The sequence below is a fragment of the Dyadobacter sp. BE31 genome (assembly GCF_031457695.1).
Taxonomy (GTDB): Bacteria; Bacteroidota; Bacteroidia; order Cytophagales; family Spirosomataceae; genus Dyadobacter.
In genome coordinates, this window is sequence record NZ_JAVDXA010000006.1 from 463,475 (window position 1) to 479,503 (window position 16,029).

The 16,029-nt window shown below is 47.6% G+C and carries 15 protein-coding genes; 6 read left to right on the forward strand and 9 right to left on the reverse strand.

Going from position 1 to position 16,029, the window contains the following annotated elements; translation table 11 throughout:
• Positions 1 to 194: 194 nt before the first annotated feature.
• Positions 195 to 1,319 (reverse strand): bifunctional histidinol-phosphatase/imidazoleglycerol-phosphate dehydratase HisB, encoded by a 1,125-nt coding sequence (gene hisB, locus J2Y43_RS27520; RefSeq protein WP_223400253.1) that lies wholly within the window; start codon positions 1,317 to 1,319, stop codon positions 195 to 197.
• Between the two features lie 145 nt (positions 1,320 to 1,464).
• Between hisB and J2Y43_RS27525 the strand changes: the two genes are divergently transcribed.
• From J2Y43_RS27525 to J2Y43_RS27540, 4 genes are all read left to right on the forward strand, one after another.
• Positions 1,465 to 2,058 carry a riboflavin synthase gene (locus J2Y43_RS27525; protein ID WP_309989261.1) on the forward strand — a complete coding sequence of 198 codons (594 nt, stop codon included), beginning with the start codon at positions 1,465 to 1,467 and terminating at the stop codon, positions 2,056 to 2,058.
• Positions 2,059 to 2,129: 71 nt separating this feature from the next.
• A complete protein-coding gene (locus J2Y43_RS27530; RefSeq protein ID WP_309989257.1) occupies positions 2,130 to 2,924 on the forward strand; it encodes a PASTA domain-containing protein in 795 nt (264 codons plus the stop codon).
• Complete coding sequence (locus tag J2Y43_RS27535; protein WP_309989252.1) at positions 2,902 to 4,764, forward strand: T9SS type A sorting domain-containing protein; 1,863 nt, start codon at positions 2,902 to 2,904, stop codon at positions 4,762 to 4,764. Before J2Y43_RS27530 ends, J2Y43_RS27535 begins: the two co-directional genes overlap by 23 nt.
• Before the next feature lie 26 nt (positions 4,765 to 4,790).
• Entirely contained in the window at positions 4,791 to 5,090 is a 300-nt protein-coding gene (locus tag J2Y43_RS27540; protein WP_090374863.1) for a rhodanese-like domain-containing protein, read from the forward strand.
• A gap of 40 nt (positions 5,091 to 5,130) precedes the next feature.
• Here the strand turns inward: J2Y43_RS27540 and miaA are convergent, their stop codons facing one another.
• A complete protein-coding gene (gene miaA, locus J2Y43_RS27545) occupies positions 5,131 to 6,051 on the reverse strand; it encodes a tRNA (adenosine(37)-N6)-dimethylallyltransferase MiaA (RefSeq protein ID WP_309989249.1) in 921 nt (306 codons plus the stop codon).
• A gap of 44 nt (positions 6,052 to 6,095) precedes the next feature.
• On the opposite strand from miaA, the gene J2Y43_RS27550 reads away from it, so the two are divergent.
• Positions 6,096 to 6,764 (forward strand): DUF4230 domain-containing protein, encoded by a 669-nt coding sequence (locus J2Y43_RS27550; RefSeq protein ID WP_309989244.1) that lies wholly within the window; start codon positions 6,096 to 6,098, stop codon positions 6,762 to 6,764.
• A gap of 115 nt (positions 6,765 to 6,879) precedes the next feature.
• On the forward strand, positions 6,880 to 7,497 hold the full coding sequence (locus tag J2Y43_RS27555; protein WP_223400259.1) for a hypothetical protein: 618 nt from the start codon (positions 6,880 to 6,882) through the stop codon (positions 7,495 to 7,497).
• A gap of 223 nt (positions 7,498 to 7,720) precedes the next feature.
• Here J2Y43_RS27555 and gldN read toward each other — a convergent pair whose 3' ends face one another.
• The 7 genes from gldN to J2Y43_RS27590 form a co-directional block, all read right to left on the reverse strand.
• A complete protein-coding gene (gldN, locus tag J2Y43_RS27560; RefSeq protein ID WP_309989239.1) occupies positions 7,721 to 8,782 on the reverse strand; it encodes a gliding motility protein GldN in 1,062 nt (353 codons plus the stop codon).
• Positions 8,783 to 8,820: 38 nt separating this feature from the next.
• Positions 8,821 to 10,413: a gliding motility protein GldM gene (gene gldM / locus J2Y43_RS27565; RefSeq protein WP_309989234.1), complete on the reverse strand. Its 1,593-nt coding sequence runs from the start codon at positions 10,411 to 10,413 to the stop codon at positions 8,821 to 8,823.
• 110 nt (positions 10,414 to 10,523) lie between these two features.
• A complete protein-coding gene (gene gldL / locus J2Y43_RS27570) occupies positions 10,524 to 11,339 on the reverse strand; it encodes a gliding motility protein GldL (RefSeq protein WP_309989229.1) in 816 nt (271 codons plus the stop codon).
• A gap of 119 nt (positions 11,340 to 11,458) precedes the next feature.
• On the reverse strand, positions 11,459 to 12,532 hold the full coding sequence (locus J2Y43_RS27575; protein ID WP_106597010.1) for an SUMF1/EgtB/PvdO family nonheme iron enzyme: 1,074 nt from the start codon (positions 12,530 to 12,532) through the stop codon (positions 11,459 to 11,461).
• A gap of 355 nt (positions 12,533 to 12,887) precedes the next feature.
• A complete protein-coding gene (locus J2Y43_RS27580; RefSeq protein ID WP_309989225.1) occupies positions 12,888 to 13,865 on the reverse strand; it encodes a PorP/SprF family type IX secretion system membrane protein in 978 nt (325 codons plus the stop codon).
• Positions 13,866 to 14,004: 139 nt separating this feature from the next.
• Positions 14,005 to 14,787: a uroporphyrinogen-III synthase gene (locus tag J2Y43_RS27585; RefSeq protein ID WP_309989222.1), complete on the reverse strand. Its 783-nt coding sequence runs from the start codon at positions 14,785 to 14,787 to the stop codon at positions 14,005 to 14,007.
• 41 nt (positions 14,788 to 14,828) lie between these two features.
• A complete protein-coding gene (locus tag J2Y43_RS27590) occupies positions 14,829 to 16,010 on the reverse strand; it encodes a DUF4271 domain-containing protein (RefSeq protein WP_309989219.1) in 1,182 nt (393 codons plus the stop codon).
• Positions 16,011 to 16,029: the final 19 nt, after the last annotated feature.

The following is a 16,029-nucleotide window of genomic DNA, read 5'->3' on the forward strand; positions in this document are numbered from 1 at the left end:
CCCTTACTTATTCGCTTTCCATTGCTTTTCATTGTTCTCCAACCAACGCCCAACCAGGAACGCCGAGCTCAGCAGAACGACATAGAAAGCAATCATAACAATGGTCATCATCATAGTTGTACTCGATTATAATGCAAAGTAGGATGAGCAAAAATAGCTAAAAAATGCCAGAACGACGCTTTGTCAGCGAAAAATTAAAGCACTCCTTTGGTCGATGGCATGAAATCCAGCGCTTTAAGGTCGCGTTTTACAGCCATTTTGATCGCTTTCGCAAATGCTTTGAAAATCGATTCGATCTTGTGGTGCTCGTTATCGCCTTCGACCTTGATGTTCAGGTTGGATAGCGAAGTATCTGAGAATGACTTGAAAAAGTGGAAAAACATCTCGGTCGGCATTTCCCCGATTTTCTCTCTTTTGAACTCTGCATCCCACACGATCCACGGGCGGCCCGAGAAATCGATCGCCACCTGTGCAAGGGCTTCATCCATGGGTAAAAGGAAGCCGTACCGGCTGATTCCCCGTTTGTCACCAATTGCCTGACGGTAAGCTTCGCCTAACGCGAGGGCGGTATCTTCGATCGTATGGTGCTCATCAATATGCAAGTCGCCTTCGACGTGGATCGACAAATCGGCACCTGAATGGCGGGCGAGCTGGTCGAGCATGTGATCGAAGAAACCGAGGCCGGTATGAATGTCCGAGCGGCCGCTGCCGTCCAGGTTCAATTCTACCTTAATCTGGGTTTCCTTGGTATTTCTTTCGACAGAAGCTTTGCGGGAAGGGAGTTTTAAATGCTCATAAATAGCATCCCAGTCGCTGGTAACCAATGCCGTGGTCTCGTTCATCTGGTCGGTAATACCTTCTTCCGGCAGTTCCGAACGGAAAAGGATGGCTTTTGCGCCCAGGTTCACGGCCAATTGCACGTCGGTCAGGCGATCGCCGATCACGTAGCTGTTAGCCAGGTCATATTCATTCGAGAAATAAGCAGTGAGCATTCCGATGCCCGGTTTACGGGTAGGAAGGTTGTCTTCCGGAAAGCTGCGGTCGATATGCACGTCCGCGAAACGGATGTCCTCGCCTTCCAGCGTTTTGACCATCTTGTTTTGAGCCGGCCAGAAAGTGTCTTCGGGGAAAGAGTCGGTGCCGAGGCCGTCTTGGTTGGTCACCATCACCAGTTCATAATCGGTTTCATCCGCGATTTTGCGCAATGCGGAAATGGCTTTGGGCAGGAATTCGAGCTTTTCCAGGGAATCAACCTGAAAATCGGTGGGGGGCTCAACGATGATCGTACCGTCGCGATCGATAAATAGGACTTTTTTCATTAACGCAATGCTTATTTTCCCGCAAAGTTCGCAAAGAATGCCTAATTGAAAAGCAGTTGGACACGAATAATGGTGTTGATGGGAATTTTGTGCAATAGGAGAGCGGTTAGGAAATTGTAACTTTGCATTATAATCCGATATTAAAATGTTTACAGGAATCGTAGAAGCCATCGCGGAAGTGGTGAATGTCGACACGGAAGGGACCAATAAAACCTTCACTTTCCGGTCGGCCATTGCCAACGAGTTTAAAATAGATCAGAGTGTGAGCCATAACGGCGTTTGCCTTACGGTAGTGGCAACGGACGGCGACCAGTATAAGGTAACAGCCATCGAAGAAACCCTGTTGAAAACCAACCTGGGCGACCTCACACCGGGCAGCAAGGTGAATCTGGAACGGTGCATGCCTGCCAACGGCCGTTTCGACGGGCATATCGTGCAGGGGCACGTGGACCAGACCGCTACCTGTACGCAGGTGCAGGAGCGCGACGGCAGCTGGCTGTTCGATTTCGAGTATAATGCTTCAACCGGCAATATTACCGTCGAAAAGGGATCGATTTGCATTAACGGCGTGAGCCTCACGGTTTTCAACTCGGGAGAAAATACATTCAGGGTTGCGATTATCCCTTACACCTATAACTTTACCAATTTCCATTCGTTAAATGCGGGAGATACGGTGAACCTCGAATTTGATATTCTGGGTAAATACATCAAGAGAATTCTCGGTTCGTATGCGGTTTAGCATATTGGCATCTTGGAATATTACGTTTATTTTTACCCGTTTATAATACCCAAAGCCCATCCAATACATTCATGGCCAAAATAAGTACACAGTCCAGAACTGATCTTTTCATACACATCGGAATCATTGTCTCGCTGCTTTTGGTCCTTTTTCTGGGGTTTTTCTTCGTTTACCTCCCTTTTACAACCAATCATGGTGAAGCGATCACCGTGCCGGACCTGAAAAAGAAGAGTGTAGAGGATCTCGATGACTTTCTCGGCGACCGCGACCTGCGTTATGAGGTCGACTGTACGTTTGTGACCAATGTGCCGGCGCTGACGATCATCTCCCAATATCCATTGCCGGGTTCAAAAGTGAAAGAGGGACGGAAAATTTATGTTACAGTAGTTTCCCGCACCGCGCCGCTGATCAAAATGCCGAAGCTGACGGATATGACGCACCGTAGCGCGCAGATGTTGCTCAAAAGTGTAGGATTGGAAGAAGGAAATATTTCTTACGTTCCGGACATGGCGCAAAATGCGGTTTTGAGGCAGCTATATAATGGTAAAGAAATCCTGCCGGGCCAGCCGATCGCGAAGGGTACGAAAATCGATCTGGAATTGGGCGAAGGGCTGGGGACGGCACAATTTGAGGCGCCATCGGTGATCGGAATGCCTTTGGATGAAGCTAAAATAGCGATCGTGGGAGCGGGGCTGAAAGTAGGTCAGGTAATGGAAGTGCCGGCCGAGGAAGGCCAGGCAGCAGGCTCGATCGTGCGCCAGAACCCCGACGCGGGTAATAAGGTAAGAATAGGGGACGTAATCGACTTGTGGGTAACCCCGCAGGCGCCTGAATCGACGGATAATGGGAATCAACCGGAGCAGTAAAAAATTCTTCACACACAGGATTTTTATTTGGGTTTGTGTGCTGGCCATGGTACAAAGCCAGGTTGCGCGCGCGCAGTTACGCATCGTGCCGATCGATCAGGCCAGGTACAGTCATGCAGACGATGAACCGGAAGCGCAGAACCTCCGTACCCAGGCTTCGTTGAGCCTGCCTTTTTTTGATGATTTTTCGACTACCAAAACCCTTGCACCCAGCAGCAAATACTGGATGCCGGGGAGCGGGGTTTATATCAATAATACACTCACCAATTCGCACCCGTCGGTCAATGTAGCTACGTTCGACGGCTTGAATGCCAAAGGTATTCCCTATAACCTGGTGAACCCATTGGTACAGGGATATACCGATACGCTTACTTCACAGCCGGTTAATCTCAATCGCAAAGTCGCCGCCGATTCCGTTTACCTCAGTTTTTACTGGGCGGCGAAAGGCTTGGGCGAATTGCCGGATTCCAGCGACTTTTTACAGTTGGAGTTTCTCAACAAAACAGGGGAATGGGTGTCTGTATGGCAGCAGCTGGGATATGAAGTAGATACGCTGTTTCATCAACAATTTGTTTCTATTAAGGACGCGGGCTATCTGCACGATGCATTCCAATTCCGTTTCAGGTCTTATGGCAGGAGTTCAGGGCCTTATGATACCTGGCATCTGGATTATGTCTATCTGAATTCCAAACGATCGGTCAGGCAGCCGTATCTGTTCGACGTGGCTATGCGGAAGCCGGTCTCGAATATCCTGAAAAAGTATACCGCAATGCCCCTGCGTCAGTATCGTATCAACCCGGCCGGGGCGACTGCGGATTCTGTCAAAACCGATGTTGTCAACCATTTCAACAACTTCAACGTCCTCACGAGTACCTACACGCTCACGGACGCGCAGCGGGGGACCGAGTTTGTACGCAATGTGCAGCGCTCTATCGTTGTTGAATCATTGAAGTCGCAGGTATTGCGGGCTAAAATAGCGCCGGTCAATCCAGCCGCGCTGATCGACAGCCTGCATTTGATCAGTAAATTCTTCATCGCCACAACTGATACCATCCCCGGAGCGAACCTCAAAACGAACGATACCATCACCGCGAAAGCCGCATTGACGGATTACTTCGCCTATGACGACGGCAGTGCCGAATATGGCGTGCAGGTGAATCAGAAACTTGGACGTGTTGCCGTGCAATATGTGCTTGCCAAGGCAGATACAATCGGCGGGGTACGGATGTCGATGGTTTCATTCAACAAGGATATTTCAGGACAGGGTTTTACGATTCAGATTTACAGCAGCAAAGGCGGCAAGCCTGACCAAGTGATTGCCCAGCGGTCGGTAGCCGTGCGTTACCCGGCAGCTCGTGATGGTTTTATCGATTATGCATTTGCTACCCCGGTTGCGGTGGCGGATACCTTCTACGTAGGCTGGTTGCAGATCAACGATCAGCCGGTGACGGTAGGTTTCGACCGAAATTCACTTTTGGGCAGGAATGCGGTGTATTATAATCTGGGAACTGAATGGGCGAAGGAAACATCGCTGAAAGGCTCGATCATGATCCGGCCGTACCTTGGCAAAAAGGCGCAAGGGATTATCACCGGTAATGAGCCAGCCGATCAGATCAATGCGGTTTTTTACCCCAATCCGGCCAGGGGCGAAGTGCGCTGGAATAACAAATCGCTCAAAAAGATCGAAGTTTACAGCACCGGAGGGAACCTGGTGCATTCTCTGGCGCCTGCGCGTGATCAGCAATCGGCACCTGTTGGCCATCTGAGTCAGGGAATTTATATCTTTAAGGCTACCGATGGGAAACGTTCTTTTGTACAAAAAATGTTAATCTCTCAATAGACCCAGTCGTCACAAATTTTTGAAATATGGATATTACCGTTGAAGAATTAAAAGAGCGTCTTGAAAAGGGCGAAGATTTGCACTTTTACGATGTTCGCGAAGAACACGAATACGAAGAGGACAACCTCGGCGCGATATTGATCCCCCTTGGCGAGTTGCCGGATCACCTCGATGAGCTGGAACCGTTGAAGGATGAGGAAATCATCATTCACTGCCGTTCAGGCGCTCGTAGCGGCAAAGCTGCACGCTACCTGGAATCCCAGGGTTTCTCCAACGTGCGCAATGTATTGGGAGGCATCCTGGCTTACCGCGAGCTGGAAGACTAAAACTTGTCCATTTGACGGAGCGCAGGCTCCGTCAAATGCCTTATAGCAAACCTGTCTGCTGCCGCACATATTCCAGAATGCGGCCGTATTCGTCCGGATGAAACCACTCGAAATCCCCCTGATGCCTGAACCACGTAAGTTGCCGCTTGGCGTAACGGCGTGAGTTCTGTTTCAAAAGCCTCACCATTTCCTTTTCGTCATACTCGCCGTCCAGAAAGCTGTAAACTTCACGGTATCCTACTGTTTTGAGCGCATGGTGCTCACGGTAGTCAATCACGCTTTTTGCTTCTTCTACCAGCCCTTCTTGCAGCATGATGTCCATTCGTAGGTCTATTCTTTGGTAGAGTTCCGCACGGTCGCGGTCCAAAGCGATGTTAACGGGCAGAAAAGGCCTGTTTCGGGTACTTTTTAGCTTAAATTGGCTGATGGGGATGCCGGAGGTATAAAACACTTCCAGCGCGCGCACAACACGCTGCGGATTAGCTAGCTCGGATGTAGCCGCAAACTCCGGATCGATTTGGCGTACTTCCTCTTGCAGCGGGGAAAGCCCGTTGTCGTTCAGTTTCTGCATAAGTGATTCACGAAGCCCGGGAAGAGGGGCGGGCAGGTCGTCGAGGCCTTCCAGCACTGCTTTGACGTAAAAGCCCGAGCCTCCCGTCATGACTACAATGTCATGTTCCTGAAAAAGCACTTTGAGCAGGGCTAATGCGTCGCGCTCGAAATCGCCGGCGCTATATGCTTCCGAAATAGAATGCGAATCGACAAAATGGTGCTTCGCCTGCATTAGTTCTTCGGGCGTAGGTTTTGCTGTGCCGATACTCAACTCTCGGAAGAACTGTCGCGAATCGGCGGATATGATTTCCGTACCGAGGTCCTGCGCGAGCCGGGTGGATAGGGCGGTTTTGCCTACCGCTGTGGGGCCTGCGACGGTTACCAGATATTTCTGTGGGCTATTTGGCATTGTGCCGTTTTTATTTGAATTTTAATCAGTACAAAAATAGAGATATGGACTCCACTACACTATTTTTTTTGATCATTACCCTCGTTGCCGGTGGCCTGGCCGGAGCTGCACTTAATACCTGGTTGCAGGGCAGGAAGTCGAAGAAATACGTGTCTACACAGGAAGCTTCCGTATTGATCGAACGGATCGAGAAAGTATTTAAAGTGGTGATGGCCGAAGGCTATTTTACTGAGATTTATAATTACCAGAATGACAAAAACATCTGGAACCTTATTAATGATAAAAAGAAAGCCTTGATTATTGCGAAGGCCAAAGTGTTGGTAGGCTATGATTTTAGCAAATTGAAATTCCACCGGCCTGATGGCGAACGCAAATTGGTAATAGATTTCTTTCCTGCCCCCGAAATTCTGTCCATTGATACCGACTACAAGTTTTACGACATCGAGCAAGGCTGGCTCAACCGTTTTCACAGTGACGATTATACTGCCATTTTGAATGAAGCCAAGCAAACGATGAACGACAAAGCGATGGAAAGTGACTTGCCTCGCATTGCTGGTAATCAGGTGCAACTCATGATCTTCCAGTTAGCTGCTTCTATGAACTGGTCAGTTGAAATGAAGCTTCCGGATGGTAATGTGGCAATGCTGCGAGAGTTTACACATTACCGTACACTGGAAGCGCAAATTGATTCTTTGGATACCCGAAAGGAATAGTTAATTTTTTTATATAATTTATGCGTTAAACGCCTCTGTCCTCGTCAGAACAGGAGTTGTCTGCGTATTAACTCATACAGTTTTTCAATTAATCACTTTCTAAACTTTAACAGTTATGCTCAAAAAATTATTACTATTTGCCTCTGTGGTGTTGATGATCGCTATGGTAAGCTGCAAGGGAGATGATGGAGCTGTCGGTCCGGCTGGTGCTACGGGAGCCCAGGGGCCAGCGGGTCCGGCAGGACCTGCGGGTAAGGATGGAGAAGACGGAGCCAGCAGCTCGGCCATAATTCTTTCAACAGGTCAGGTCGACACAGACAGCACCGGCGGATTTATTACAGGTATCGAAAACCTGACAGCCGAACAGGATACTGCTTTGAGCAAATCTGTTGTATTGGTTTACTTGAAATCACAGAACGTTTACTGGCCGATGCCGGGTCTCGTTCTTTTCACGGGTAACAAGTTCAGCTCGTATACCTTTGTGCATGCTGTTCAGAACAAGACGTTTTTCGTTGAGCTGTTGGCTACCAACTGGGGTGAAGATCAGGACGATGCTCCTAAAAGAACTTTCCAGGATATCCGCATTGTGATCGTACCTGGCGAAGTTGTAAACATGGGGCGTCTAAGTGCTGAGACACTCAAAGACTACAACAAAACAATCGCTGCATTGGGCCTGACAGATACGCAGGTGAAAGTGGCAACCAAATTGAAATTCAACCTGAAAAGAAAGTAATACATTCAACAGGTTAACTGGAAAATCAATCAATTAATAGGAAAGGTCAGTTGCAACGGATAATGCCGTTTTAACTGACCTTTTTCTATGCTGTGAAACGACTTTGGAAGATAAACGACCAGGGGAACCGCGGCACAGCACATGCGTTGAAATACGGCGATAGGATTGCAAACAAAAAGAGCTTCCATTTGGAAGCTCTTTCGTATTTTGATATCTGTTGTTCTTAGTATTCCCAAAGACCGTGTTCCAGTTCCATCAACTCCTGCTCGTAATTCAGGGATTTGATAAGTGCCTCTTTTTCTCCATTGTAGATGTCGAGGAATGCCTTATCGTTGGCGTTCGAGAACTTGGTGATCCGTCCGTAGAACAGGCGAAGATCGAAAGCATCCGCGAGGTTCTTATTTTGGGCGGTATTGTGGGTGTTATACCAGATATATTTCTTAGGATCGCTTCTGAAAAGTCTTTCAACATCTTTCCAACGGAACGAAGCAACCGGCAATTCAAGCCCTGTTGCGGTTTGGTCAGAAGGGAGAACAATTGTGAGCGTCTGGATGTCGGTATACAAACGTGAACGTTTCTTATCGAAAATCCAGTCTTCCTTCACTTCCAGGATACTCAACTGATCAGGGAAATATTCTTCTTCTGACGCAGCTATTTGCTGAGTTTCGAAAGAACTGCTATCCGGTTTGGGAGCTTCCACTTTGGGTTCTTCTTTGGCAACCTCAGTTTTGGCACCTTTTTTGGAAGACTTTTTCTTAGGAGGACCCCAACCGTCGTCTACCGGCTCAGCTTCTTTTTTTGTATCCTTTTTGGCACCCCAGCCATCGTCGGCGTTAGCGGCTTGTTTGCTAGGATCTGTTTTGGCTTTCGTATCCCAACCGTCTGCTTTGGCTGGCTCACCAAAACCTGCCGCGATTTCCTCGGCAGAAAGGCCTGCGGTTTGGTTAGGGATTAAAACACGTTTATGAAGCTCGTCACCGGTGATTTTGGTCGCGCAGGAGTCGTTTGTATAAGCATCTATCAATCCTGCTTTCGCCGCATCCAACAAGTAACGTGTGATCTCATTGTTTTTAGAGAACATGGAAATGTTCTGCTTTTCTTTCAAATCAACCCGTCTCCAGAGCGTTCTTTTCATCATCACGTCGCCGTCTGCAATAGGGCGTGACGAGAACTGATTCGCAGTCGAATCCTCTTTCTCCTGCCCAAAAGCGGCAGTACTTGCAAGAGACAGCGACAGCAAAGACCATGCAATCGTTTTTCCGTTCATTCTTCTCATATCATACATAAAGTTGTATTGTCCAATCAACGACTAAAAGCGGTGGATTAGTATAGCGTCACACTACGAGTTTGGTTACCCATTTCAACTTCGCTCACAGCGCCTTTAAAGTTCTGGCGCTCTACTTTCAGGATTGAAATTACATAACGGTCACCAGGTTGCGCTTGCTGTGCGAGAGAGGAAATGGAACCTCCTCCTCCGTTCAATGTCACGCCGTTGATGCGACGTGGACCACGTGCAAGTGAAATTTCAACCTGAGATACCCGGAATTTAGCATCCTCAGGAGAGAAGTTCTTGAAGCTCTCGTCAGGAATAGCTACAATCTGAATGCTTCTGGTACCCGAGGCAGGAGCGCCTCTGCGTTCGTCGAATGCGGCACCGTTCACGCGTACTTCCAGGGATGGTTTGGGAACGCGGTTTACTTTAAATGGCTCAGAACCCAGTACGTTACCTGCATTGCTTACCGTGATGTTCAGGCTGGCCTTGTTAGGTACGATAGTGAATTTACCTTTTTGACCGCTATTAATGATCTCACCGCCGTCTGTTGAGAAGCTAGGTGCCCAGAGTGCTCCCAATGCGGGGCTTTGAATGCTAAGCTTGTTGGCGCAACCAAAATACAACGGAGGCAATGTTCCTGTTTCGATCTGGTAGGAAGGCTTCACCACGAAGTATTCCTGAGTCATTGTATAAGTAGTGTCTTTGCCGGATGGGGTAGGGATAGTGATTTGTCCGCGAAGCTCTCTTTTAGCAAGACCTTCTGCATTGTAACCGCCGCCTTGTGCTGTAAATTCGATGATACCCACGCCGTTTTCAACTTTAACAGGTGATCCATTCAAGCTCATGCGGGGGGTGATACCCGAAGCGGAAGCCGCGATGAACATCTGGCCTTTGAATTTGGTACCGGCTACTACTGTTTTCGCATCTGCACTTACCATCGCCAATACGCGGTCGAATTTAATATCCGCGGCACCTACTTTGGTGGCTAGGTAGTTCAGCACTTCGCCTTCCATACGACGAACGTCGGTTTGTTTCTGGCTCAACACGGCCAGCGCGGCCGCAACAGGCGTAGATTCGAAATTCAACTCTGCGAAGTCTTTATTACGCTGATCTTTGTTGTTTTTTGCCAGATCGTCTTCACGACCATCTTGCGCCAGCATTTTGAATTTGTTGGGAGAAAACTTGTTAAGCTCAGAGGTGAAAGCGTTCAATTTTTGTTTCAAAGCATATGCTTTTCCATTCTTGCGAACGCCAATCATCAATTCTGCCACTTTGGTTTCTTCCTGGGGATTTTTGATAGCGCCTTCTTCGTTGTAGCCTGAACCTGCATCTTTGATAATTTCATCTTTCAATGCATTCAGTTCGTTCGCCATATCGGAAGAAAGCTTGCGTACCTGTTCGGCTTCTTTGATTACAGCCACATCGGCCGCACGGTTACCCGACTTCTCAACTGCCGCTTTGATTTTCAGCACAGTTTCCTGATTTATCCTGTTAGCGGCTCCGGAGGATAATTGCAATGAATTGTTCAGAAGGAGGAATTTTTCGATGATAGCTGAACTTACCTGCAATGCGAGCATCGCCGTAAGCACCAGATACATCATTCCAATCATCTTTTGACGGGGTGTTTCTTTTCCACCTGCCATATTGTTGTGTAATCAGTTTCAGTGATCGAATTATTTAACTAACAACAATGACCCTGCAAACCCGGACGGGAAGCCCCTGATGGGATTACAGAGTCATCGCCTGAGCGCTGTTACGCATTGCCACCACGCATTGCGGTCAGCATGTTTCCGTAAATGCCGTTCAATGAAGAGATATTGTTGGTAAGTCTCGCCATTTCGCTCTTGAACACCTGTGATTCCTTCGTAGCATCGGCCATGTTTTCCATAGCGGCTGTCAGGTTACCATAGAAAGCATTCATTGCTTTCAAGTGTTTGGTAGTGTCCTGCAATTCCAGTTCGTATACTGCATTCAATGCACCCATGTTTTTGGTGATCAGTTGGAACTGGTCGCGGTAAGATTGTGCATCTTTGGTAGCATCAGCCATAGATGACATCGCGTTGATCGCCACGCCATAAGACTTGTTCATATCGCTGATAGCAGTTGAAGCAGTCTTTACATTTTTAGCGTAGTCGTTTGTAGCAACGGTTGCGTCAGTAAGGTCGGTGATTTTGCCTACTGTTTCAGACAGGTTTTTGAAACCTTTGCCGAGGCTTTCGAAAATCTCAGGAGAGATTTTCGCATTATCGAGCATATTATCCAGTTTGGCAGTGATATTGCTGCTAGGGGCCGAGCTTCTGGAAATGGCAGGACCTGAATAATCGTCAGCGAGTTCAGGATACACACGGGTCCAGTCCGGATCCTTGTCAACCGATTGGGTAAGTGTTTGCAATGCATAAAGCAAGAAGATCAGAACCTCGGTTCCAAGACCTGCTGTCAGCATCGGGCCACCTCCGTCCCAGTGCTGGATTTTGAACAAAGCTCCTAAAATTACGACGGCAGCACCCGCACTGTATATTGTTGGTACTAGTTTATCCCAAAAAAAATTAGGTCCGCTACTCTTAGCCATGTGAATTGAAATCGGTTACAGTGAAAAAATTATAGTAAGTAAAGTGTTGGATTGATTCGGTCTGATCGTAAAAAAGAAGCAGAGTAGAAACGCTGCTTCTTTTTTGGTGAAAGTTTTTTCTAGCGACGACGGGCACGGGCTCCTCCGCGGTCGTTTACATTATCCATTACACAGCGGAAGCCGATGAATGCACGGGTTTCAGTTTCAAACTCGTAGGTACGGGTACCGGTTTGCAGGTAGTAGGCAATATCTTTCCAGGAACCGCCTTTTACCACTTTACGTGGTTCGTTCGGGTCGTTGTATTGCGGGTTCATATCCCATACGATCGCTGTCGCATTGTCAGTGTAGGCATCCGAAGTCCATTCCGCCACGTTTCCAGCCATGTTGTACAAGCCGAAATCGTTAGGATTGTAAGCATTTGCAGGACCGGTGTAAGGATATCCGTCGGCATCGTAGTTACCACGCTGAGGCTTGAAGTTTGCCAGGAAGCATCCTTTTGCATTCATGGTATACGGGTTACCCCAGGGATATTTCGCTACAGCACGTCCGCCTCTTGCAGCCCATTCCCATTCAGCCTCTGTCGGCAGACGGAAGCCGGTCGAATTGAACTGGCCCTCTTTGTTCTGGAAATCGTGGAGCAGGTTGGTGCGCCATTTTGAGAAGTAAGTAGCAGCGATCCAGCTTACGCCTACCACGGGGTAGGTGTCGAAGCCAGGGTGCTGATAGTAATATTCTACGAATGGATCTCCGTTTGAATATGCAAAATCCTTTTTCCAAACGGTTGTATCAGGATAGTACTTGGCCATGATTTCCTCCTCACCGAGTACGGATACGGAGTCAACCAGCAACGCGTTCACGAACTGACGATACTCGTTGTTGGTGATTTCAGTGTCATCCATGAAAAATGAACTGATTGTCACGCGGCGGTTCATGTTGTTCATGGAGGAAGCGATGTCTTCGTCAGCCTGGCCCATCACAAAAGAACCTGAGGGGATCACGACCATCCCAGCCGGTGTGGTCTGCTTGAATCCTTTACGGGCAGTAGCAGTGATTTCACCGTTTTGAATACCGCTTTCTTCTTTTCCTCCCTTGCCAAACTTGCTCTTAAGAAAACCGCAGCTTTGCAAGAGCATTAATGCGGCTACCAGAAGCAGGCTTTTGACTCCATCCCGATAGAACACTTTCACATTCATAGTGGTTTTGTAAATTTTGATAATAAAATGCTAGCCTAAAAACGTCAACGAATGATATCTAGTATACTTGAAATAAAACAAAATGTGTACGCCTGTCAGAATAAGTGCCACTGGATTTCAGTGTTGAAATCTTCACGGATCGATTACTAAATCAGGTGTTTATCGACTAAACGTAAGAATAATGCAATTGGTATGGAAGCCGTACATTTTACAAATATAAATCAAAGTTTCGCAAACTGATTCATACGACTTACCAAGAGGTTGGCAAAAAACGTCGATTTGACATCCAAATCTTGGATTTTTAATAATTTGGTGATAAAATATTAATATATCCGATAGCGTTTAGGCGGATTTGCTAAAAGCGGAACCGCGGTGTACGGATAGGGGCCTTTTTACCGAATTTAGGCGAAGGCAGCGCATAAGAAAGCATTACTTCGAAAGAAGAAGGTGACTTCGTTTTGTTTCCGCCAACCACCATATCATAGGCACCCGAGAGACGCAGCGATTGATCGGCCAGCAGGTAAATACCACCCATGATGATGAAGTAAGTGTCCTGTTGACGGTAAGTACCGCCTATCCAGTAACGTTTATTATAGGTCAGTGTCGCTCCTCCTTCCACCGACACGGTGTTAATGTCCGATTTGACCAGGACGATCGGCTGGATATCGAGTAAGTAGCCGAGTTCGAGATTTACACCTGCATTGAAATACAATGTACGCGGAAGCGGGTTAGTGCCTGTTTCGGAGCCCAGTTGGTATTTAGGTTTCAGGAAATGGTTCAGCGAGAGACCCGCGTAGAATGTCTCGTTCTCATACCGTGCGCCAACGGAGAAATCGGGGTTGATTTCTGCGATCGTGCCGGTTTGGATCAAAGGATCGTCCGGGTCGCGGGCGCGGAGCTTGCCGTAATCGATCGCCTGGCGGAACAGCCCTGCGCTGAGGCCTACTCCTAATTTACCACCGCCAAGTGGTATATGGTATGCGGCGGTGAGTTTGAAATCCTGGTCTGTCCTCGGACCACTTTTGTCGTTCAATGCGTAGAAGCCGATACCGAAGTTTTTGATCGGCATGCTGAACGAGAACAGCTGTGTTGAAAGTGCACCACCTGTATCGTCGATGTTAGTCCCTTGATAACCTGCATATTGTGTCCGGTGCGTGAGCTGGAACTTGGTCAGTCCGTCGGCGCCTGCCGCAGCAGGGTTCAGGTAAAGCTGGTTCAGCGAGAACAAACTGAACTGCGCGTCTTTTTGGGCAATGGCACAGAGCGGTAGGAAAAGCAGTAACGCAAAGGGCCGGATATATCTGGTACTTCGAAGAGTAAAGGTCAAAGTCATGCCGCAGGAATAGATTTAAGGATCACGCTGATATGCTTTCGGATTTAGATTGATAACGCATATTGCTTAAAAAAATTGACATATACATGAAAAAGCCCCGGATTTTTTCCGGGGCTTTTCGTGCTTTTTGTAAAGCTTTTTATACGTTGTTCGCTTTGCGGATGTATAAGTCGAGCGCGCCTGTCATCGAAGGTGCATTCGGTAACGGAGCCTGGATGTCCAGAAAAAGCCCTGCGTCTTCGACCGCCTTCGCAGTGGTAGGGCCGAATGCCGCAATGCGGGTGTTGTTCTGTTTGAAGTCCGGGAAGTTGTCAAAAAGTGACTTGATCCCCGAAGGGCTGAAAAACGCGATGATATCGTAGTATACGTCTTCCAGATCGGATAGGTCAGACGAAACCGTCTGGTACATGGTCGCTTCTGTGAAGTGGAATTCCTCGGTATCCGCAAATTCAGGAATGTCGTTCTTTCTGACGTCCGAGCAAGGGTAGAGGAATTTCTCCTTTTTATGTTTGCGCATGAGCTCGATCAACTCGGCAGCCGTTTTGGTGCCTGTGAAGACCTTTCTCTTGCGGATCACGATGTATTTCTGAAGGTAATTGGCAGTTTGCTCTGAAATACAGAAATATTTCATCGTAGCTGGTACTTCAACCCGACCTTCATTGCAAATGCGGAAGAAATGGTCGATGGCGTTACGGCTTGTGAAAATGACGGCCGTATGGTCCAGGATGTTAACTTTTTGCTTGCGAAAGTCTTTGTAGGAAACCCCGTCGACCTGAATGAAAGGCCGGAAGTCCACCTTGATATTATACTTTCTGGCTAATTCGTAATAAGGTGAATTCTCGTCTGCTGGTCGGGATTGACTTACCAAAAGACTGGTTACTTTTTTAAGCCTGTCCTGATCAAAATTGATGGTATCACTCATGTATAATCCTCATTAGTTTATTCCCAACTCATGTTTCCTGACTACAAAGCAAACTTCATACTCACAATGAGCGGGATTATTTCGATGACACAAAGGTAAGAAAATAAATAGAGATTAATCAACGAGCCGGCCGGCTTGGCTACAACATATAGCGCGACGAACCGGGCTACATAGAAAAAAAGGAATGGCAAAAGGATATAGGGCCGGCTTGCTTCCAGCCAGTTGATATGGTTGGAATACAAGCCAAAAATGGCCAGAAATACGAGCGCGTAAAACAGGTATGTCGACTGTACGATTTTGATAAAAATAATGTCGACCTGCTTGTCCAGATTGAGCATATTCCCCGCCAGCACCATAAATATGTACTTTGCGTAGATCAGCAAAAAGAAGATTACCGACAGGATACAGAAGTCGCCCAGGATTTGTGCCGTATTAACTTTGTCGGAAAGTATCGTGCTGACAGAGAATAGGTTGAGTCGGTTAATCGACAGATAAATAACCGTAAAGCTCATCATCATCGAACTGATTGCGACAAAGAAGATCACCGTGTTGCTATACGGCTTGTTGATCTTCGAAAGCTGGTCACGCGGGTCGTTGTTGAAAAACTCGATGGGATTTATTAAACGGATAAAAGAAAGCGGGTTCAGGTTGAAGATCCACGCATTCAATACCAGGATAATAATCAATGCAATTCCGGCAAATGTGCCGAAAGGTGTGAAAGTAATCGGCTTGATATTGATGAAGCCCGATCGTGCGGGCCCGATGGACTCGGAATCGGTTTGCTTTTTTTTGTTGCAAATGATCACCGTTTTGTCGGCAATACCAGGGCTGCCGTACAAGGTCAGCAGCAGCTCGTCTTTGTGATAAAGGCGATAAAGGCTGTCGAGGCTGAGTTCCTGCCATTTGCCAGCTGCAATGCGGTTTTGCAATGCGCCTTCAAGAAACAGGTAGCTTTCGTTTTCGGAGTGTACAAGAAGCGAATATCTTCTGTTTTTAACCAAATCAATATAAAGACTCGCGAAGCGCGTGCCTTCATTGACACCCTGAGAGAAGGGTACGTAGTTCTTGTACTGCTCGTTGTACACAAGCCAGTCGTCCTGGTAATTATAGACCGGAAAGAACTGACCCGGCGGGTTTACTTTTGCCGCGCCCTGCGCCAGTGAGCCCAACAAGGTTACTGCCGTAAAAAAAGCCCAAAAAACAGCCGAAAATATGGACTTCATTGGTACAAAAAAGGCTGGG